We start from the raw sequence: 20,729 nt of genomic DNA, 5'->3' as shown, positions 1-20,729 counted from the left end.
GAACCGCCGTAGCGTCATTCTACTTTTTCCCCTTGCCCGAGGGTAAGCCCTCGCTTGCGTAGGGCTGCTTTTGCTTACATCTTGGACGCAAGACAGCCTGCAAAAATGCAGGGTAAAAAAGGGGAGGAACCACATGGCCTTTGTGGGCAAGGAAGACAAACTGAGAATGGAGCAGGAAATGCCGTGGGAGGACCGCGATGTCCCCGTCACGTTCCATCAACTGCTCTCGCGGACGGCCACCAAGTTCCCGGATCGCAACGCGATCAGTTTCCAGATCCTGTCCGGCCCCAAGGACAAGGCCGAAACCCTGACATGGTCGCAACTGCTGGCCAAGACGAACCAGGCGGCCAACCTGTTCCGCTCTTTGGGTGTCAAGGAAAACGACGTGGTGGCCTATGTGCTGCCCAACTGCAACGAGACGCTGGTCACCATGATGGGCGGCGCGGTGGCCGGGATCGTGAACCCGATCAACCCGCTGCTCGAGCCCGAGCAGATCGCGTCGATCCTGCGTGAGACCAAGGCCAAGGTCGTGGTCACGCTGAAGCCATTCCCGAAAACGGACGTCGCGCAAAAGGTCGCCGAGGCCGTGCGCCACGCGCCGGGTGTCAACACCGTGCTGGAGATTGACCTGAATCGGTATCTGACCCCGCCGAAGTCATGGATCGTGCCGTTGGTCCGGCCCAAGATGGCCGACAAAGAGCATCTGGCCCACGCCGACTACCTGGATTTCAACAAGGAACTGGCCAAGCAACCCACCACGCTGACCTTTGAGGACAGCAAAGAGGACCGGGTCGCCTGCTATTTCCACACCGGCGGCACCACGGGTATGCCGAAGGTCGCGCAGCACAAATATTCCGGCATGATCTACAATGGGTGGCTGGGCCACACGCTGCTGTTCTCGGAAGAGGACACGATCATGTGCCCGCTGCCGATGTTCCACGTCTTTGCCTGTCATGTGATCGTGATGGCGGCGGTGTCGTCGGGTGCACATGTGGTGTTCCCGACCCCAGCCGGGTATCGCGGCGACGGCGTGTTCGACAACTTCTGGAAATTGATCGAGCGCTGGAAGGTTTCGTTCATCATCACCGTGCCCACGGCAATCTCGGCCAAGATGCAGCGCCCAGTGGATGCCGACATCTCGACCGTCAAGACGGCCTTCTCGGGCTCGGCCCCGCTGCCGGTCGAACTGTTCCGCCGGTTCGAGAAAGCGACCGGTGTGACCATCGTCGAAGGCTATGGCCTGACCGAGGCCACCTGCCTGGTGTCCTGCAACCCGGTGGATGGCGAGAAGAAAATTGGCTCGATCGGGATTCCGTTCCCGTACACTGACGTCAAGATCCTGCGCGACAGCCCCGACGGCCCCAAGGAATGCGCGGTGGACGAAGTGGGCGAGATCTGCGTGTCGAACCCGGGTGTCTATGCCGGGAACACCTATACCGAGGAAGACAAGAACGTCGATCTCTACTATTTCGACAAGTACCTGCGCACCGGCGACCTGGGGCGGTTCGATGCGGACGGGTATCTGTGGATCACCGGCCGCGCCAAGGACCTGATCATTCGCGGCGGTCACAACATCGACCCGGCCGAGATCGAAGAGGCCCTGCTGGGCCATGACGCCGTGGCCTTTGCCGGCGCCATCGGCCAGCCCGACGCCCATGCGGGCGAGGTTCCCTGTGCCTTTGTCGAACTGGTCGACGGTGCAAGTGTGACAGAGGAAGAACTGCTGGAATACTGCAAGATTCACGTGCATGAACGCGCCGCGCATCCCAAGCACATGACGATCCTGCCCGAACTGCCGAAAACCGCGGTGGGCAAGGTCTTCAAGCCTGAGCTGCGCAAACAGGCGATCACGCGGGTCTACAACCAGGCGTTGGAAACCGCCGGCGTTGCGGCGCGGGTCGTGTCGGTCATCGACGACAAAAAGCGCGGCCTTGTCGCGCAGCTTGACGCGAACGGCGCATCCGAGGACGATGTGAACCAAGTGCTGGGCAACTTCACCCGGCCGTGGGAATGGGCCGACTGATCCGGAGGGGCAATGGACTATGAACGTCTGATCGACGAGGAAACCTGGGCGTTCATACGGCGCACCGCCGAAAGCTATCCCGAAGACGCGGTGGATCGGTCCATCGAGGACCAGCGCCGCGTCTACGACGACATGTGCCGCGCGTTTCGGCAGCCGCGTCCACCGGGCGTCGAAACGCGGGACACCTCGGCCGATGGGGTCGGGGTGCGCGTCTATTCCTGCGGAGATCCCACCCGAACCGTCGTCTACATGCATGGCGGCGGTTTGGTCGTCGGCGGGCTGGACAGCCACGATGACGTCTGCGCCGAACTATGCGCCCAAACCGGCTATCGGGTGGTCGCGGTCGACTACCGGCTGTGTCCTGAACATGTGCATCCGGCGCAGTTCCAGGATTGCTGGACCGCGGTGAACTGGGTGCAAGCCGAATTCGGCGATCCGCTGGTTCTGGCCGGGGACAGCGCGGGCGGAAACCTGGCCGCAGCCGTCGCCCATCACGCGCGCGGGCGCATCGGGAACATCCTGGGACAGGTTCTGATCTATCCCGGTTTGGGTGGCGACCCGAACCAGGGATCGTATATCGAACACGCCCACGCCCCGATGCTGACGCGCGACGAGGTCCAGTTCTATGAAAAAGTCCGGTGTGGCGGCGCCGTCCCGGAACATGACCCAACATTCGCCCCCCTGCACGATACCGACTTTTCCGGGCTGCCGCCGACGGTGGTGGTGACCGCCGACTGCGATCCCCTGCGTGATGACGGAGCCGCGTACTGCGCCAAAATCACCGCCGCCGGCGGGCAGGCGCATTGGATCAACGAGGCCGGCCTTGTGCATGGCTACCTGCGCGCCCGCCATTCCGTGACCCGCGCCGCCGACAGTTTCGAGCGGATCTCGATCGCGGTCGAGGCGCTGGGGCAGGGGTTGTGGAATTACGACTGACCGCGCTCAGCGCAGGAAAGGCCTGGCCTTCATCGTCTCGGCCACCGGAGCGCCCATGCGGGTCAGGATCGTGGGCGCCAACTGCAGCTGGTCAATGACCGTTTCCGCATCGGGGCCCTCGGCATCGCCGAAGTAGTACAGCGCCGTTTCCTGCTGCATCGCGCTGCGCCCGCCGTGGTGGCCGCGCTCGTCCTGGCCGTGATCGGCGGTCACGATCACCTCGTATCCCAACTGCCGCCAGCGGGGGATGAAAGGGGCCAGCATCTCGTCCATGACGAAACAGGCGTGATCCATCTCTTCACAGTCGTGGTGGAATCGGTGCCCCATGCTGTCGAGCGTACAGGTGTGCAGAATGCCGTAATCCAGCCCGAAGCGCAGGCACAGGTTGGTCAGGGTCGCGAACAGGTCGACATCGGACGGCGTCATCTGATTGGCCTTGCCATAGCCCGTCATCGAGTGGAAACGGCCGTGGTTGATGGTGGGGCTGTCCGGTTCGTCATATTCCACATCGCGCACATAGTCGAACGGGTGGCGGTTGAAGAACTGCGACCAGAAGCTGTGGGTGACGGCCCCGGTCACGCCGCCGGCCTCGCGCACCTGGCTGAAGATGTCCTTGTGGTCCAGCCGGAACACGTTGCCGTTTCCGGTGCACCCATGCTCCTGCGGTGTCACGCCCGTGTGGATCGAGGCATAGCAGCTTGCCGAAATCGACGGCAGCACAGAGCGGTGTTTCCAAACCCGCGCCTCGCCGCTGTCGACCCAGCCTTCGAGGTTACCGAAAAGCCGGCGGAAATTGCGCCAGGGAACCCCGTCGAGAATGATGAGCAGAAGCTTGCGGTCCATCGCATGGCCCTCGTGTTGGATGGCTTGTTTGCCTCACCCTAGGAGATTCGGTCAGCCAATGCTGCCCGTCCGCGCCCGGAATGAGCAAATCCCGACACTTCGATACAAACAAAGTGTCGGGATTTCAGAGTGTTTTTCCGGCGTTCACAGCCTGCGGCATCAGTTGCCGGCGCTCTCCATCTTGCGGTGGGCCACGACCTCTTCCAGCCAGCCCAGATGCATTTCCGGCACCGAGCTGAGCAGCAGATCGGTATAATCGTCGAATGGCGGGCTCAGCACCTGCGATTTGGATCCATAGCGCACCACGCGCCCCTGATACATCACGGCTATGCTGTCGCTGATCGCGCGTACCGTCGCCAGGTCATGGGTGATGAACAGATAGGCCACGTCCTCGATCTTCTGCAGGTCCAGCAACAGCTTGAGAATGCCGTCCGCCACCAGCGGATCCAGCGCCGAGGTAACCTCGTCACAGATGATCATCTTGGGCTTGGCCGCCAGCGCGCGGGCAATGCACACGCGCTGCTTCTGACCACCCGACAGCTCGGCCGGATACCGGTCGATGAAACCTTCGCCCAGTTCGATCTCGTCCAACAGTTCGATGATGCGCTTGCGCTTCTCGGCACCGCGCATGTTGAAATAGAACTCGAGCGGCCGGCCGATGATGGTTCCCACGGTCTGGCGCGGGTTCATCGCAACATCGGCCATCTGATAGATCATCTGCAACTCGCGCAGGTCCTCGCGCGAGCGTCCGGCCAGATCAGGGCTGAGCTTGCGCCCGGCAAAGGTGATCTCGCCGTCGCGCGGGGGTAGCAGGCCGGTGATCACCCGTGCCAGCGTGGATTTACCCGATCCCGATTCCCCCACGACCGCCAGCGTCTGCCCCGGATGAAGCTCGACATTGACGTTGTGCAGCACGTCGAAGTTCAACCCCTTGTAACGGGCCGTGATGCCATCGACCTGCAGCACGGGTTCGGGCGTAGGCTGCTTTTCCTCGTGTTCGATCGAACGGACCGAAACCAGCGCCTGCGTGTACTCTTCCTGCGGGTTGTTGATGATCTGGTCGGTGGTGCCGTATTCGACCGTGTCGCCCATGCGCAGCACCATGATGTCATCGCTGACCTGCGCCACCACCGCCAGATCGTGGGTGATGTACAGCGCGGCCACACCGGTGTCGCGGATTGCTTCCTTGATGGCCATCAGGACGTCGATCTGCGTGGTCACGTCCAGCGCGGTCGTGGGTTCGTCGAACACCACCAGATCCGGTTCGGGACACAGCGCCAGCGCCGTCATGCAACGCTGCAACTGCCCGCCCGAGACTTGGTGCGGATAGCGGTTGCCGATATTGTCCGGGTCGGGAAGGCCCAGCTTGGCGAACAGTCCACGCGCACGGGCCTCGGCCTCTTTGCGGCTGAACTTCTTCTGCTCGACCGCGGCTTCGACCACCTGATCCATGATCTTCTTTGCGGGATTGAAGGACGCTGCCGCCGATTGCGACACATAGGTCACCTCGCCGCCGCGCAGTTTGCGGATATCCGACAGCGACGTCTTGAGGATGTCGCGCCCGTTCACCCAGACCTCGCCGCCGGTGATCTTCACGCCGCCCCGGCCATAGGCCATCGAGGCCAGCCCGATGGTCGACTTCCCGGCACCGGATTCCCCGATCAGACCCAGCACCTTGCCGCGCTCGAGGTCAAAGCTGACCCCGTGCACGATTTCGATGTCACGGGGCTTTTCGCCCGGCGGATATACGGTTGCGCCGATCTTGAGGTCGCGGACCTTGAGAAGGGTATCGCTCATCCCCGGCCTCCTTTCAGCGATGTGGTGCGGTTCAGGATCCAGTCGGCCACCAGGTTGACCGAGATGGCCAATGTGGCGATGGCCACTGCCGGATACAGCGCCGCGCCGATGCCATAGACGATGCCGTCCTTGTTTTCTTTCACGATGCCGCCCCAATCGGCCAGCGGGGGCTGAACGCCCAGGCCCAGGAATGACAGGGTCGAGACGAACAGGACCATGAAGATGAAGCGCAGGCCCAGTTCGGCCACCAGCGGTGACAGCGCGTTGGGCAGGATCTCGCGGAAGATGATCCAGCCGCGGCCCTCACCGCGCAGCTTGGCGGCCTCGACATAGTCCATGACTTCGATGTCAACGGCCACGGCACGGGCCAGTCGATAGACGCGGGTGGCGTCCAGCAGGCCCATGACCACGATCAGAACCGGGATGGTGACCGGCACCATCGCCAGAACCACCAGTGCGGTGATCAGCGACGGGATCGACATGATCAGGTCCACGGTCCGAGACATCACCTGATCGGCCCAGCCCCCCAGCACGGCGGCCAGAAAGCCCAGGATCGAACCGGTGACGAAGCTGAGGATGGTGGCGGCGGTGGCGATGAAGATCGTCGTGCGCCCTCCATAGATCATGCGGCTGAGAAGATCGCGGCCGATATTGTCGGTGCCCAGCCAGAATTGCGAACTTGAGGGCTCCCACACGTCGCCCACAACCTCGGCCATGCCGTAGGGCGCCAGGAAGGGTGCAAAGACGGCGATGATGAAATACAGGGCGGTGAAGGCCAGCCCGATCATTGCAGAGATTGGGATGTTCTTCATTTCGGGTGCCTCAGCCTTGGGTTGGCCAGGATCGCGACGATGTCGGCAACCATGTTCAGCCCGATATAGATGGCGGCGAAGATGACGCCGCAGGCCAGAACCACCGGCACGTCGCGTTTGGTCACGTGGTCCACCAGGTACTGTCCCATGCCGGGATAGACGAACACGACCTCGACCACGACGACACCCACGACCAGATAGGCCAGGTTCAGCATCACCACGTTGACGATGGGGGCGATGGCGTTCGGGAAGGCATGGCGCCAGATGACCTTGAAGTTGCTCAGGCCCTTCAGTTCGGCCGTTTCGACATAGGCCGACTGCATCACGTTCAAAATCGCGGCGCGAGTCATGCGCATCATATGCGCCAGAACCACCATGGTCAGCACGATGACGGGCAGCGCGATCGAGTTCAGCTTTTGCCAAATGGACATGCTGTCATTGATCATCGCCAGCGGCGAGAACATGCCCAGCTTGACCGCGATGAAATAGACGAGGACGTAGCCGATCAGGAATTCCGGGATCGAGATTGTCGTCAGGGTAACGGCAGAGATCAGCTTGTCGGGCCAGCGGTTGCGGTAGCGTACCGCGACGAGGCCAAGAAAAATTGCAAGGGGGACCGAGACGATGGCCGCCCAGAAGGCAAGAAACAACGTATTGCCCAATCGGTTGCTGACCGACTCGGCGATGTCCAGCTTGTTGGTCAGGGACGTGCCCATGTCTCCTTGGACAATTCCGCCGAGCCATTCGAAATACCGGGTCAAGGCGGGACGGTTCAGCCCCATCTCCTCACGGAGGTTGGCAAGGGATTCAGGGGTGGCGGACTGCCCCAGGACGGCTTGCGCGGCGTCTCCGGGTAGGGCCTCGGTCAACCCGAAAATCAGGGCCGAAGCGCCGAACAGCAAGAGGAATCCCAGCGCCAGGCGCTGGGAAACCAGTTTGATGATAGGATGCATACCTGTCTATCCGAGTTAGACGAACCACATCTTGCGAGACATGTTGCCGTTCATCATCTCTTGGGTCGGATCAGTCTCCCAGCCATCCAGCTGGTTGCTGATGCCCTCAACAAAGTCGTTGAACATCGGGCAGATCAGGCCGCCTTGATCACGGACCATCATACCCATCTGGCTGTAGATTGCCTTGCGCTTTGCCGGATCCAGCTCGGCACGCGCGGCAAACAGCAGGTCGTCGAACTCTTTGACCTTGAACCGGGTGTCGTTCCAGTCGGCGGTGGACAGGTAGGCCGTTGCGTACATCTGGTCCTGCACCGGACGGCCACCCCAGTAGGACGCGCAGAACGGCTGTACGTTCCAGACTTCGGACCAGTAGCCATCATTCGGCTCGCGCTTGATCTCAAGCGGGATGCCGGCCTGCTGGGCAGTCTGCTGGAACAGGGCTGCGGCATCCACGGCGCCAGGGAAGGCTCCGTCGGCCACACGCAGAATGATGGGCGACCCGTCATGGCCGGACTTCTTGTAGTGTTCCGCGGCTTTTTCGACGCTGAACTCACGCTGCGGGATCGTCTCATCGAACAGCGGGTATGCTGCGTTGATCGGCATGTCGTTCCCGACCGAGCCATAGCCGCGCAGTACCTTCTCGACCAGCTCTTCGCGGTTGATCGCGTATTTCAGAGCGGTCCGCAGTTCGTTGCCGTCGAACGGCGCCGTGTCACAATGCATGATGAACACGTAGTGGCCGCGTCCTGCCGTGGAGTGTACGGTCAGGTTGGGAGCACGACCCAAGAGGTCGGCAACCTTGGGCTCAACCCGGTTGATCGCGTGGACCTGACCCGACTGCAGCGCGGCCGTCCGGGCCGTGGCATCGTTGATGACCACAACTTCGACGCTGTCAAAGTTGCCGAAATCCGGGTTCCAGTGGTTTTCGAATTTGGAGAACAGGTGGCGCACACCGGGCTCGTCCGCTTCCAGCTTGTACGGACCGGTGCCGATACCGGCGCCCGGGTTGTCCATTCCGCCGTCCGGCTGGATGATCAGGTGGTAGTCGGCCATCAGGTAAGGCAGATCGGCGTTCGGCTCGTTCAGGGTGACCTGAAAATACTCGCCATCGGCCTTCATCGACTCGATGCCCTTCATGATGCCCAGCGCGCCCGACTTCGAATCTTCGTTCGAGTGGCGCTGCATCGTTTTCAGCACGTCTTCGCTGGTCATGGTCTTGCCGTTGTGGAACTCCACCCCTTGACGCAGTTTGAACGTCCAAACCTTGGCATCGGCGCTGCCTTCAACGCTTTCGGCAAGGCGCGGCTCGATCGTGCCGTCGGGGGCGACTTCGACCAGTTGGTCACCGAACTGCTTGCCGTTCTGGAATGGAACCGAGCTGGCATAGGTGGCCGGGTCCAGCGAGTTTGTGGATTCACCGCCCTGCAGGCCCAGTTTCAGATCGCCACCTTTCTTGGCGCCGGCTGCGCGGGCCGCGTCGGCGAAGACGGTGCTGGCCATGGCGGCCGATACACCCAGTGCGGCTGCCTTCCCCATGAATTCACGTCGGGTCAGCTTCCCGGCGGTCACCTGGCTGGCCATGTGAGTGAGTTGTTCGTTCATTCGGATATCTCCCAGTTGAGTGTTTTGTGTGCCCGTTTTACGGGCTTTTTATTGACGCATGAGTCAACGTTGGCGCATTTCGTCGCGGCGGGCAAGGTCAAATCTCGGGGACTTGCCACCAGCAAAATCACATCTGATCACGAGGTATGGTGTCCTCCACGGTTTTGGAAAAAATCTTCACATCGTTTTCAAAGGCATCAAGCGTCGCGCGCAGATGAAAGTTGGATCGGTCCGACCACATCTCGCAATTGGCCTCGGTTCGCAGTTGGATGCCGTCGCGCCCGGTTTCTTGTACCCATTCGCAGCGGCCGCGCGCGCTTAGCGGATCGTCCGGTTGGATTGACCACTGTTCAAAAGCGGTTCCGCCGCTGACCAGACCATGATCCGCGTCCTCGACCAGGCCGAAATCATCTTCGATGACCAGATCGATGATGCCGGTCGTCATGTCTGTTTCAACGCGCCGCGCATGGGTCGCCTCTCGCAATTGGGTCACTTGCCAAGGAGAGTCCGCATCGGGCGGGGCAAATTGCCATTCATCCCGATCCGACCAGTCGCGCAGGGGGATCGTGAACGTGCCGCCTGTCAGGTGGAGCTCCGCTGTTTCCGGCGAAGGCCAGATCAGCGGCCAATAGGCGCTTGAGACGGCAACGCGCAGGCGGTGGCCCTTTGGAACCCGGTAGGCGATGTGGTCCAGCACAACCTCGATGTCGTAAACCCGTCCGGGTATCAACGTTTTGGGGGACGAATGTCCCTCCCTATGGGTCAGGTTCAATACACCATAGGTAATCCGAGTCGCAGCTCCGTCGGGGTGAATATTGTTCAGCCGAACGGCAATCTGGGCTTGTGGTTTGTCGACACTCACCTTCAAGCGCAGGCGCGGGGCACCGACAATGTCCAGATCTGCGGTCAGAGGGGTCGTGTCAAAACAGGCGGACAGTGCGTCATCGGCCCGCTGGTCGCCGGGCATGTCCGGACCCAGCCAGATGGCGCAGTATTCGCCACCATCCATGCCGCAGTGGTGGGGCGAGCGCACCCGGGCGTCCAGCGGCCCGTCCACACCCAGCCCAGTGTCAGAAAGGGGAAGCGAGACGGTCGGCAGGTGGGACGTCGCGCGAGTATCCTCGGTGATCCAATGGCCGGGGCGCTCGGCATACCAGCGCGCAGGGCGCACGCCATCCATCAGATAGGCGCGATAGGCCGGGTCCTGTTCGACGCCGGTCTCCACGCCCTTCAGCCACCGGTCCCACCAGCTCAGCGCCTCTTGCAGGAAGCCGATGCGTGGTTCGGGGACGGCAAAATGCGGATATTTGTGCACCCAAGGGCCGACGATGCCCTTGACGGGCGCGGTCAGGTTCTCGACCAGCCAGGGCACGGTGTTCTTGTAGGCATCACCCCAGCCGCCCACCGCCAGCGTCGCGGCTCGGATCGCGCCGGGGTCTTCGCAAACAGACCCATGCCGCCAATAGGCATCGCGGGTCTGGTGCCGCAGCCAGACCGAGGGCAGGAACGGTTCGGCCTGCAACCGCTGCAGCCACATCTCGCGCCAGTCGTCACGCAGCGCCGGGTCGGGCGGGCGGGACGAATACGACCACATGGTCGCCCCCCAGCCCAGGTTCTCGTTCAGCAGGCAGCCGCCCTTGTAGTGGATGTCATCGGCATAGCGGTCGGCGGTTGAACACAGGGTGATGATGGCCTTCAACGGCGCGGGTTGCAGCGCCGCCACCTGCAGCGCGTTGAAGCCGCCCCAGCTGATCCCCATCATCCCGACCGCGCCGCTGCACCAGGGCTGTCGGGCCAGCCATTCGATCACCTCGACGGCGTCATCCAGTTCCTGCTGGGTGTATTCATCCTCCATCAGTCCCTGGCTGTCGCCGTTGCCACGCATGTCGACGCGGATGCAGGCGTAACCCCGTTTGGCAAACCAGGGATGGGTCAGGGCATCGCGCGCCGTCGTGCCGTCGCGCTTGCGATAAGGCAGGTATTCCAGGATGGCGGGCACCGGGTGCTGCGCTGCATCGACAGGTCGCCAGATCCGCGCCGACAGGCGGCAGCCATCCGACAGGATGATGCCGTGGTCCGGAAACTCTTCGATCTCGGACAGTGAGTTCTTCGCCTGCGTCATGCGCCCAGTCTCCGGCGCATCGGCGGACGGTGTGAGAGTAAAAGCGTCAATTCATTCCTTCGTTGCGACAAGCAGATCCATGACATTGGTTCCCGTGGGGCCGGTCACCAGCAGAGCGCCGGCCCGGTCAAGGAACGACCCCGCATCGGCATCGCGCAAGGCCTTATCTGCCCCATCGGCCCATGTCGCGCCGGTCACGACACCGCCGGCCGCATTTGTCGGCCCGTCGGTGCCGTCGGTTCCGCCGACCACGACACACAGCCCCTCGCATCCCTGAATCTCGCGCGCCAGCGCCAGGGCCAGCGCCTGGTTGCGTCCGCCTCGGCCCGGGTTTTCGGGCAGGACAACGGTCGGCTCTCCGCCGAAGATCATCGCGCCCGGCGGCATCTGACGCAGCCGCGCGGCGATATCTGCGGCGACGGACAGATAGTCGTCGTGCAGGGCCTCTTCCTCAGCCAGAACGTCCAGACCGGCGGCACGTGCTGCGTTGGCTGCGGCGCGGCGCGCATGGGCGTTCGAGGCAATGATCTCGACACTCGATTCGAATTGAGGGGCTTCGGGCAGGGCGCCGATGCCCGATCCGATGACGCCGATATCGTCCCCCGGCACGTCCGAGATGGCCAGGACCGTCGCGCGTGCTCCGCCGAAACCGGCCAGCAGACCGCCGCCCTTGATCCGCGACATCTCGCGCCGGCGGGCGTTCATGGCGGTGATGTCCAGCCCCTCGGACAGCAGCTGCGCGTTCAGCCGCGCCAGATCTTCGAGGGTGGCCCCCGGCACAAGATCCTCGGCCAGCGAAGACGCGCCGCCCGAGACCAGCAGCAACAGATGCGTGCCGGGCTCCATGGCCTGAACCGCCGCGCGCAGGGCCTGGCCGCCCTTCAGGCTGCGGGCATCGGGCACGGGGTGAGAGGCTTCGATGACCTGCAGATGCGACGGCAGCCCTTCGGCATGGCCGTCTTTCGTGACCACAATGCCCGGTGTTTTGCCGAAATGGTCCTGCGCCGCGTTTATCATCGCTGCCGCGGCCTTGCCCACCGCCAGAATCTGATCGGGGCGCGGAACATCGGACAGCGCCGCCTTGACCGCGCCATAGCCGTCAACGGCGGCAACGCCCGCCTTCCAGATCGCGATCGCCTGATCCTGCATCGTCATCACATGTCCATCCAGATCGTGACCGGGCCGTCATTGATCAGGGACACCGCCATATCCGCACCGAAAGACCCGGTTTCGGTCGGAACGCCAAGCGCGGCCAGCGCGCGGGCAAAATGTTCGTACAGGCGTTCACCGGTTGCCGGATCGGCCGCCGCCGCAAATCCGGGCCGGTTCCCGCGCGACGTGTCAGCGGCCAGCGTGAACTGGCTGACCACTAGGGCTGAGCCGCCGATATCCAGCACCGACCGGTTCATCTTGCCCGCGTCATCCTTGAAGATCCGCAGCTTGGCAATCTTGGCCGCCAGTTGCTCGGCCCGGGTCTCGTCGTCGCCCTGCATGGCGCAGACCAGCACCAGCAGCCCCGGCCCGCACTGGCCTATGACTTGCCCCTCGACTGAGACCGATGCCTCGGACACTCTTTGTATCAATGCGCGCATGACAGTGTCTTTCTCAAACTCCGCTCACTCGGCCGACGCCCCACGCCAGCTGACGAACTCGTCCAGCGTGGCGCGTTCGGACCGAAATCGGTTGGCCGGATGATCGGTATCCGGATAGCCGAGGGAAATCGCGCACAGGATCAGCCGGTCATCGGGGATGTTGAAATAGCGGTGCAGGAACGGCCCATAGGCAGCCACCGCCGCCTGCGGGATCGTGGCGATGCCCAAAGCCTGTGCCGCCAAGGTGAAAGCCGTGACAAACCCGCCGCAATCCATCGCGCCATAGGGGCCGAGTTCCGCCGGGCTGGACAGGATGGCGCAATGCGGGGCGCCGAACAGGTTGAAGTTTTCCATCATCTGCCGGGCCGACCCGGCGCGGTCACCCTTCTCAACGCCGACTGCCTCGTACAGGGCCCATCCGCAGGCGCGGCGCCGGTCCTGATAGATGCCGGAATAGCCGGTCGGAAAAGGCAGGTCGGGCTGCGCCTGGCCGGTCTCGGCTTCGGCCCGCAAGGCGCTGCGGAACGCATCCGTTTCCGCGCCGCTGGTCACGACCACCTGCCAGGGCTGCGCGTTGCACCAACTGGGCACCCGGGCGGCGCTGGTCAGGATCTGTTCGATGTCACCCCGCGGCACCGGATCGGGCCGGAAGGCGCGGCAGGAATGGCGCGCGGTCAGAAGCGTGTTTAGATCGGCCAGGGTCACGTCGTCCTCTCCTCCGGGGCAGCCGGCGGCAGGATGGGTGAGAAGCCGGGGATGTTCAAGGGGTTCCGCGGCAGAGTTTTCGGCGGCGGAACCCAGCGGTCATTGCTGTCCGGTCGCCACCAGATACCCGATGCCGGCCGCCGCCAGCAGGCCCAGGACCACCGCGATTGTGATCTTGATCGCCGACCAGGGCCGTTCACCCTGAACCTGCCCGGTACGGCCGTTGACGACAAAGCGATAGGTCTGGCCGCGATACTTGTACGCGGCCATCCAGACCGGCAGCAGGATATGCTTGAAGGTCACGTCGCGGATGTCGGTGTCGATCGAATGGATGCGCTGCCGATCACCGCCGATGTCAAAGCGGACGTCACGCTCGATCACGCGGGCCATGTGGCCGCGGGCTTCCTGATAACCTTGCTGCAGATCGACCGTGTAGGCCTCGGCCCGGAACCCGGCCAAGTATTCGGGCTGATAGGGCTCGAGCGCGGGCAGGTCCCAGGGTTGCAGCGCGTCGGTGTATGATTTGGGTAGCGATTGCGAGGCCAGCACCAGCACGTCGTCGAAAAACCGGGCCACCCGGCCGGATTTCGGTGTCCAGCGCACCTTGGGCACCTGCTGCTGCACCCGCTTGCCGTCACGCATCACCGTCCGGGTTTCGTAATAGACCACGCCCCGTTCGCCGCGATAGGCCGATTTCGTGTCGGCGTCGAAGGTCCAGTAGGGCACATAAATGCCCTGCATCCTGCGGCCTTTGCGGGCGTAATCCTTGAGCCCGTTCGGCGCGAACCACAGCCGCCCCAGCCAGTCACCCATGGCCTTGTGCGCGGCGCGCTCGTCCAGCGCAAAGGGCAGAACGCCGCGCGGCTTGATGTGCCGGTTCACGCCGGTATCGGTCACGACCGGGGTGGCGCAGAACGGGCATTCCGCGGCGTGGGTGTTGGGGTCGAACTCGACCTGGGCCGCGCAGTTGGGGCAGGTCAGAACCCGCGTCTCTTCGATCTCGCTGTCGGGCAGGCGGTCAGCGATGGCCGCGTCGAAGTCCAGTTCGCGCAGGCTGGCGCCGCCCCAGGGGCCAGCCCCGATCGGTTCGGAATGGCCGCAATGGTCACAGGTCAGCGTGCCGGATTGCGGGTCGAACCGATAGTCCGCGCCGCAATTGTCACATGGAAAACGGTGTTCCGCAGAACCGGATGGCGGGGCAGGGGGCTGTGTCATAGGTGGTCAGTTGTCGAGGGGAAAGTGAAGATAGGCTGCGCGCTGCTCCGCGGGCAGGACATGCGGCAGCATCGCGGCTTCGCAGGCCCCGATCGCCCTGAAATTCGCGCGCGCCTCGGCCAGCGTCAGGCCGTGGTTGGCGGCAGAAGGCTCGCGGGGGTTCTTGTCGTACAGAATGTCCTCGTCCTCCCAAAAGCAGATTGCACAGATCAGGTAGGCCCCGCGCTCGGCCAGGGTGACATAACCGCAGCACGGGCAGATGAATTGTGGCGGCGGCGCTTTGCGACCGCCTGTCTTTGAGCGTTTCCGCGATGCGGACATGCCGATGCCTCACGCCCCGGGCGGCGGAGGCGGCAGAATCGTGAACAGCTGCGCGAGTTCCTGCACCTCGCCCGCTTTCTTCCATCCGTCCTGACCGGGCGTCCACACGAAAGTGTCCCGCGTAATTTCTCCGTCGCTGGCCATGCGTCCCATCTTGGCCTTCGAGAACGGGCCGCTGGTCTGTCCGTCCACCGCGATATGCCAGACATGCTCGACCGGGGGTGGAGGCGGCGGGGCCACATGCGCGGCCGCTTGCGGGGCAGCGGGCGCGGGCGCCCCCCACGGGCCTGACGGCCGACCCGCTGCCATGTTCGACATCTGGTTCGCCATCGCCATCCCCATGCCCATACCAAGGCCAGCACCCATGCCACCGCCTCCGTTCGGGTTGCTGGCGGCCGCCGTCATCGCCTCGGCCGCCGAATACTGGGTGAATTTGCCCAGATCCCCCGCCAGCCCCATCGAGGTACGCTTGTCCAGCGCCGCCTCGACCGCCGGCGGCAGCGAGATGTTCTCGATGTAGAACTCCGGCATCTCGAGGCCGTAGCCGTCCAGCACGGGCGAGACCTCGGCTGCGATCAGCTTACCCAGATCGGCGGTGTTGGCGGCCATGTCCAGAACCGGAATGCCCGAGCCTGCGATGACCCGGCTGAATTCCTGCACGATGATGTTGCGGATCTGAAAGCTGATCTCGTCCATGGTGAATTCGCCATCGGTGCCGACGATCTCGACCAGGAAACGGGCCGGGTCCTTGACCCGGATCGTGTAGGTGCCGTAGGCGCGGATCCGGGTCGGGCCGAATTCAGGGTCGCGCAGCATGATCGGGTTTTTGGTGCCCCACTTCAGGTCGTTGAACCGGGTCGTGTTGACGAAATAGATCTCGGACTTGAACGGCGACTGGAACCCGTGATCCCAGTGCTGCAGCGTCGTCATGATCGGCATGTTGTTGGTTTCAAGCATGTAGAGGCCGGGCGTGAACACGTCGGCCAGTTGGCCCTCGTGCACGAACACCGCCGCTTGGCCCTCGCGCACGGTCAGCTTGGCGCCATACTTGATCTCGTGGCCTTCGCGCTCGAACCGCCAGACCATCGTGTCGCGGGTGTCGTCCACCCAGTGAATGACATCAATGAATTCTCCGGTCAGAAAATCGAAAATTCCCATCTGGGTTCTCCTGTCATCGGGGTCAGAGCGACTGCCCCATCAATTCACGGGCGATGATCCGCACCACCGGCGCGGCCTCTTGCGCGGTCATGCCGGGTTTCAGGCGCGGATCATACAACATCGTCAGCAGCTTTTCGTCATGGCTGGTCAGCAGGGCGAATTCGTCATCATCGTTGAAGATCGACGGTCGTGCCCGAGGGCTGTCATTGGGCAAGCCCAGCCCCTGGGCGATTTCCTCATGGATGCAGCTCAGCCGCATCAAGTCAGGGTGCTCGGCCCGCACCAACGCAACCGCACCAGTGTAGGTGTTCGGTGCCCCGTTCGACGCCGAGGCAAAGACAAAGCAATAGAACGAGCGCGGTAAATCCTGAAACAGGTTCAACTGAGCCTGTCCGATACTGGGAAACAACTGGCGCAGTCGCGTTTGCACGAATTCCGTATCGTCATCGCCGGCGACGAAGACATGGAAGTTCGCGTTTCTGGTTGCGGTCGAGATCGGGTGGCCAGTCAAGGACGACATGCGTTCGGTATAGGCCCGGATCTGTGCCTTGTCGGCCGCGCGTTGGTCTAGTGGTACTGACGGCCCGAACTCTGCCTGTATTCGGACCGGGCCAGACCAGCGGCTTAGCCTTCCGCTGGTGCGTTGGCTGCTGCCGGATACGGCGGCGCCGGGATACTCGCTGTAGAACGCGATGGCTTCGAAATTCCGCGCCAAATCATCCGCATCAAACGGGGTGTCCGGCCCGCCACCGTCTGTACGCATCAGGCCGCGGGTCAACAGGTCGCGCTCGACGCGCTGATAATAACGCGCCAGATCCCGGCTTGCGGCCGAAGGTTCGACATAAGCATTGGCCAACTGCGGCTGGGACGGGCGCGCCTGCGGAGCAATCGAGGACTCGAGCGCGTCATCGCAATTGGCCAAGATCAGCAAAGCAGCTGCCCCCAACCCGTGCCCTAGAAATCTTCGAAGCCGCACCTGCAATCTCTCCTTAGCCCGGAACGGCGGTTCCGGCCGTGTCGCCCAGCCCGTCTTTCCGGGCCTTGGCCGAAGCCAAGGTGTCCCGCAGCTCGGCTTCCATCTTCTTCAGCTCTTCTTCCGCGGCGGCCCGTTTCGCCTTGCCTTCGTCAGCGATGGCGAGGCTTTCATTGATCGTGCCGATCAGATCCTCGTTGGCCTTCTTGACGGCTTCGATGTCGAACACGCCGCGCTCCATTTCCTCGCGGATCATCTTGTTCGACTGGCGCAGGTTAGCGGCGTTCGATGTCAGCAGCTCGTTCGTCAGATCGTTGGCGTCGCGCACGGCGGCAGCGGCCTCGGCGCTGCGCTGGATGGTGACCGCCTGTGCCAGCTGGGTTTCCCAAAGTGGCACGGTGTTGACCAAGGTCGAGTTGATCTTGGTCACCAGCGACTTGTCGTTTTCCTGAACCAGCCGGATCGAGGGCAGCGATTGCATCGTCACCTGCCGCGTCAGCTTCAGGTCATGCACCCGGCGTTCCAGATCGTCGCGGGCCGCCCGCAGGTCGCGCAGTTCCTGCGCCTTCATCACCTGCTGATCTTCCGGGGCGGCCTTCACCTCGGCCTCTTTCTCGGGGATGTCATGGCTGTCAAGTTCGGTCAGCTTCTCTTCACCGGCGGCGATGTACAACGCCAGTTCATCATAGAAATCCAGCGTCTTTTCATACAGCAGGTCCAGCGACTTGATGTCCTTCAGCAGCGTGTGCTCGTGCGACAGAAGGTTGTCGGTGATCCGGTCGATCTGATCCTGCACCTCTTCGTAGCGCGCGGTGAACTTTGCGAAAGGCGCGGCGCGGCCCAGCAGTTTCTCCCACCAGCTGCGCTCGCGGCGCACGTCCAGTTCAGACACGGAAAAGCCGCGGATCGTGGTGACGATGTCGCGCAGGCTGTCACCGGCGGGGCCGACGTCCTTGTTGCGCACGTCGGCCAGCATTGCCTGGCTGATTTCCTGCAGCTCGGCTTGCGCCGCCGATCCAAAAGCAACGATCGAGTTGGTGTCGCCCATGTCGATTTCAGACATGCGCTTGCGGATTTCGGCACCCACCGGTTCGTCGGCTTCTTCCAATGGCACGATCTCGGAACTCGGCTCGGGCAATGAGACGGCTGCAACTTCCTGAACCAGCGTTTCGGCCTCGGCCGCCTTTTTCTTGATTTCGTCAGACATGAGAAGCTTCCCTGTTCTTGGTTTGGCCGGTCAGTCAAGCCGGACGCCTTCGCGCTGCAGCCTTTCGCGCAGCACGTCGATTTCGACCGTCAGATCACTGCGGTCATCCAATAGCATCTTTCGGGTGCGGGCCGAGAAATTCTGCTCGAGGTCGTCCAGCAGCGCCGAGTAGTCGGACAAAGCCTGCGGGTCGCGGGTGCGCGCATAGACATCAGCAAACTTGATCGTCGCATCGCGGGCGCCCTGCAGATAGACGGTCAGGTATTTGCGGGCACCGGCCAGATCGCGCGGGTCTTCCTCGACCGTACGGAACAGGTCGCGGGCGGTAGTTTGGAACCGCTCGACCCGGGCTTCGATCCTGCGGTCGCCGGCCCGTTTGATGGCATCCGTCATTTGGTTCAGATGCACTTCGGCATCTTCGACTACGCGGGCGACCCGGTCCTGTTGATAGGTGTCCACACCCTCCATGCCCTTGTTCTTCATCGGGTCGAGGCCGAAGGCGACGGAATGCAGCGCTGTGGCCACGCCGCCGAACAAGACCGGCGCCAGCAGGCTGACCTGGCTGGCGGCCTCGGCTTCCAGATAGTCATTGCGATAGGCGGCCAGACCCACCCCCAGCCCGGTCAAAACGGATGAGAAGATCTTGCGTGGAAAGGCTGGGCGGCGCGCGGTGCGGCGCGCGTTGTAAGCATCCTCGGCCTTCAGCCCTTCGCGCAGCAGAAAAGCCGCGGCGGTCAGAAGGCCGGCGGCGACCAATCCAAGGGTCATCCCGATTGCGCCGTCGTTCAGCGACAGAAAGACCAGCGGGATCGCCGGAACGAACATGACATTGGCGCGTGCGCCGACCGGGTTTACCCGGGCCCCATCGTATTGCCCGCGCGGGGCGGGCGCGTCGGCGTCAGACTGGCCGTCGGGGCTGAACTTTCCGCCGTATCGCTTGGCCATGGCGTCAGAGCCCTCCAAGCCAACCGGTGCAGACGCCGAACAACAGCACCAACAGGGCCGCGTAGGCCATTTTTTGCACTCCGGTCCCGGACATGACGTCCTCCAACTGCGGTTGTCCCCTTGAAAACCTAGGGGATCAAGGGGCTTGGCGCTAGGGGGAAGGTTCGATAACCCGCGTCAATTGCGTGATTTCTTGCCGACCGGTCTGCGGGATCTTTGAGGGCGGCTTGGGCGTTTCGCAGCAGCCGGTGGGGTTTCGGGTTCCAGCCCCAGCTGATCGCGCAGAACGCGGCGGCGGATTTCCTCGACCTCGCCGGGTTTGAGATTGCCCAGCTGGAACGGCCCGTAGGACACGCGCAACAGCCGGTTCACGGTAAAGCCGATGTCTTCGATCGCGCGGCGGATTTCCCGGTTCTTGCCCTCGCGCAGTCCGATCGTCAGCCATGCATTCGCGCCTTGCTGGCGGTCCAGCGTCACGGTCATGGGCTGGAACTTTTCGCCCTCGATCACAAGGCCCTGGCGCAGGGGGGCGAAATCCTCGTCCTTGGGGCGGCCGTTGATCCGCACCCGGTATTTGCGAAGCCAGCCGGTCGAGGGCAATTCAAGCTTGCGCTTGATGCCCCCGTCATTGGTCAGCAGCAGCAGGCCCTCGGAATTCAGGTCCAGCCGGCCGACGCTCATGACGCGGGGCATGTCCTCGGGCAGGTTGTCGAAGATCGTTGGGCGGCCTTTTTCGTCGCGGTTCGTGGTCACAAGGCCGGTTGGCTTGTGATACAGCCACAGACGCGCGGGTTCGGGCTCGGCCACGGGCTTGCCGTCGACAGTGATCTTGTCGCTGGGCGTGACGTTCAGCGCCGGGCTGTCGATGGTCTTGCCGTTCACGGTCACGCGGCCGGCTTCGATCATGCGTTCGGCCTCACGGCGCGAGGCGATGCCGGCGCGGGCCAGCACTTTGGCGATCCGGTCGCCAGGAGGAGGGGTGTTGCTCATGCCCTGCGCATAGCGCATCGGCGCGCCTTGCGAAAGGTGGGTTTCTGGGGCAGTCAGGGGCATGGTCTTCAGAACGCATATGGACAAGGCGCTGGAACAGGCGCGCGCGGCAGGTGATCGGGGCGAGGTTCCGGTGGGCGCGGTGATCGTGGCGCCCGATGGGCGGATCATCGCGGCAGACGGCAACCGTACGCGTGAGTTGCATGACCCGACCGCGCATGCCGAGATCCTGGCCCTGCGCGCCGCCTGCCGGGCCGTCGGGTCCGAGCGGCTGACGGGGCATGACCTGTATGTCACGCTGGAGCCCTGCGCCATGTGCGCCGCGGCGCTGGCGGCGGCGCGAATCCGGCGGATCTACTACGGGGCCGCCGATCCGAAATCGGGCGGCGTGGCGCATGGGGCGCGGGTGTTCTCGCACCCTCAGGCCCATCACAGGCCGGAGGTCTATGACGGCATGGCGGCCGAGGACTGCGTCCGGTTGTTGCGCGATTTCTTTGCCGCGCAGCGCGGTGGCGGCGGATCCAAGGGCTGAGGC

At 63.4% G+C, this 20,729-nt stretch carries 19 protein-coding genes; 3 read left to right on the top strand and 16 right to left on the bottom strand.

Annotation, left to right across the window (positions count from 1 at the left end):
• The first annotated feature begins 133 nt into the window (after positions 1-133).
• Positions 134-2,023: an acyl-CoA synthetase gene (locus AC2FNL_RS13605; RefSeq protein ID WP_496833965.1), complete on the top strand. Its 1,890-nt coding sequence runs from the start codon at positions 134-136 to the stop codon at positions 2,021-2,023.
• 12 nt (positions 2,024-2,035) lie between these two features.
• The gene (locus AC2FNL_RS13600) at positions 2,036-2,959 is read left to right on the top strand and encodes an alpha/beta hydrolase (protein ID WP_496833964.1); all 924 of its coding nucleotides are present in this window, start codon (positions 2,036-2,038) and stop codon (positions 2,957-2,959) included.
• Between the two features lie 6 nt (positions 2,960-2,965).
• Here AC2FNL_RS13600 and AC2FNL_RS13595 read toward each other — a convergent pair whose 3' ends face one another.
• From AC2FNL_RS13595 to AC2FNL_RS13520, 16 genes are all read right to left on the bottom strand, one after another.
• Positions 2,966-3,802 carry an alkaline phosphatase family protein gene (locus AC2FNL_RS13595; RefSeq protein WP_496833963.1) on the bottom strand — a complete coding sequence of 279 codons (837 nt, stop codon included), beginning with the start codon at positions 3,800-3,802 and terminating at the stop codon, positions 2,966-2,968.
• Positions 3,803-3,961: 159 nt separating this feature from the next.
• Positions 3,962-5,599, bottom strand: a complete 1,638-nt coding sequence (locus AC2FNL_RS13590; RefSeq protein ID WP_170340105.1) for an ABC transporter ATP-binding protein — start codon at positions 5,597-5,599, stop codon at positions 3,962-3,964.
• On the bottom strand, positions 5,596-6,411 hold the full coding sequence (locus tag AC2FNL_RS13585) for an ABC transporter permease (protein ID WP_170340106.1): 816 nt from the start codon (positions 6,409-6,411) through the stop codon (positions 5,596-5,598). Before AC2FNL_RS13585 ends, AC2FNL_RS13590 begins: the two co-directional genes overlap by 4 nt.
• Positions 6,408-7,364 (bottom strand): ABC transporter permease, encoded by a 957-nt coding sequence (locus tag AC2FNL_RS13580; protein ID WP_093964729.1) that lies wholly within the window; start codon positions 7,362-7,364, stop codon positions 6,408-6,410. Before AC2FNL_RS13580 ends, AC2FNL_RS13585 begins: the two co-directional genes overlap by 4 nt.
• Before the next feature lie 15 nt (positions 7,365-7,379).
• Positions 7,380-8,966: an ABC transporter substrate-binding protein gene (locus AC2FNL_RS13575; protein ID WP_170368044.1), complete on the bottom strand. Its 1,587-nt coding sequence runs from the start codon at positions 8,964-8,966 to the stop codon at positions 7,380-7,382.
• Between the two features lie 127 nt (positions 8,967-9,093).
• Positions 9,094-11,088, bottom strand: coding sequence for a CocE/NonD family hydrolase (locus tag AC2FNL_RS13570; RefSeq protein WP_496833962.1), 1,995 nt, complete (start codon positions 11,086-11,088; stop codon positions 9,094-9,096).
• A 51-nt stretch (positions 11,089-11,139) separates the two neighbouring features.
• Positions 11,140-12,243 carry a DUF4147 domain-containing protein gene (locus tag AC2FNL_RS13565; RefSeq protein WP_496833961.1) on the bottom strand — a complete coding sequence of 368 codons (1,104 nt, stop codon included), beginning with the start codon at positions 12,241-12,243 and terminating at the stop codon, positions 11,140-11,142.
• Positions 12,243-12,680: a D-aminoacyl-tRNA deacylase gene (dtd, locus tag AC2FNL_RS13560; protein WP_496833960.1), complete on the bottom strand. Its 438-nt coding sequence runs from the start codon at positions 12,678-12,680 to the stop codon at positions 12,243-12,245. Before dtd ends, AC2FNL_RS13565 begins: the two co-directional genes overlap by 1 nt.
• 24 nt (positions 12,681-12,704) lie before the next feature.
• Complete coding sequence (locus AC2FNL_RS13555) at positions 12,705-13,385, bottom strand: nitroreductase (protein ID WP_496833959.1); 681 nt, start codon at positions 13,383-13,385, stop codon at positions 12,705-12,707.
• Between the two features lie 99 nt (positions 13,386-13,484).
• A complete protein-coding gene (locus AC2FNL_RS13550; protein WP_496833958.1) occupies positions 13,485-14,600 on the bottom strand; it encodes a TFIIB-type zinc ribbon-containing protein in 1,116 nt (371 codons plus the stop codon).
• A gap of 6 nt (positions 14,601-14,606) precedes the next feature.
• Positions 14,607-14,921, bottom strand: coding sequence for a CPCC family cysteine-rich protein (locus AC2FNL_RS13545; protein ID WP_093964736.1), 315 nt, complete (start codon positions 14,919-14,921; stop codon positions 14,607-14,609).
• Positions 14,922-14,930: 9 nt separating this feature from the next.
• Positions 14,931-16,079 (bottom strand): SPFH domain-containing protein, encoded by a 1,149-nt coding sequence (locus AC2FNL_RS13540; protein WP_496833957.1) that lies wholly within the window; start codon positions 16,077-16,079, stop codon positions 14,931-14,933.
• A 22-nt stretch (positions 16,080-16,101) separates the two neighbouring features.
• Complete coding sequence (locus AC2FNL_RS13535; protein WP_170340122.1) at positions 16,102-17,055, bottom strand: DUF2927 domain-containing protein; 954 nt, start codon at positions 17,053-17,055, stop codon at positions 16,102-16,104.
• Between the two features lie 13 nt (positions 17,056-17,068).
• Positions 17,069-18,259 (bottom strand): toxic anion resistance protein, encoded by a 1,191-nt coding sequence (locus tag AC2FNL_RS13530; RefSeq protein WP_093964738.1) that lies wholly within the window; start codon positions 18,257-18,259, stop codon positions 17,069-17,071.
• A gap of 30 nt (positions 18,260-18,289) precedes the next feature.
• Positions 18,290-19,204, bottom strand: a complete 915-nt coding sequence (locus AC2FNL_RS13525) for a 5-bromo-4-chloroindolyl phosphate hydrolysis family protein (RefSeq protein ID WP_496833956.1) — start codon at positions 19,202-19,204, stop codon at positions 18,290-18,292.
• Positions 19,205-19,381: 177 nt separating this feature from the next.
• On the bottom strand, positions 19,382-20,257 hold the full coding sequence (locus AC2FNL_RS13520; RefSeq protein ID WP_496833955.1) for a pseudouridine synthase: 876 nt from the start codon (positions 20,255-20,257) through the stop codon (positions 19,382-19,384).
• On the opposite strand from AC2FNL_RS13520, the gene AC2FNL_RS13515 reads away from it, so the two are divergent.
• Entirely contained in the window at positions 20,256-20,726 is a 471-nt protein-coding gene (locus tag AC2FNL_RS13515) for a nucleoside deaminase (RefSeq protein ID WP_496833954.1), read from the top strand. The two genes, AC2FNL_RS13520 and AC2FNL_RS13515, sit on opposite strands and share 2 nt — an antisense overlap.
• Positions 20,727-20,729 lie beyond the last annotated feature (3 nt).

This window comes from Ruegeria sp. CRTD044, from assembly GCF_059613485.1.
The sequence above is the reverse complement of the archived record's forward strand: the minus strand, read 5'-3'. Positions and strand labels throughout refer to the sequence as shown.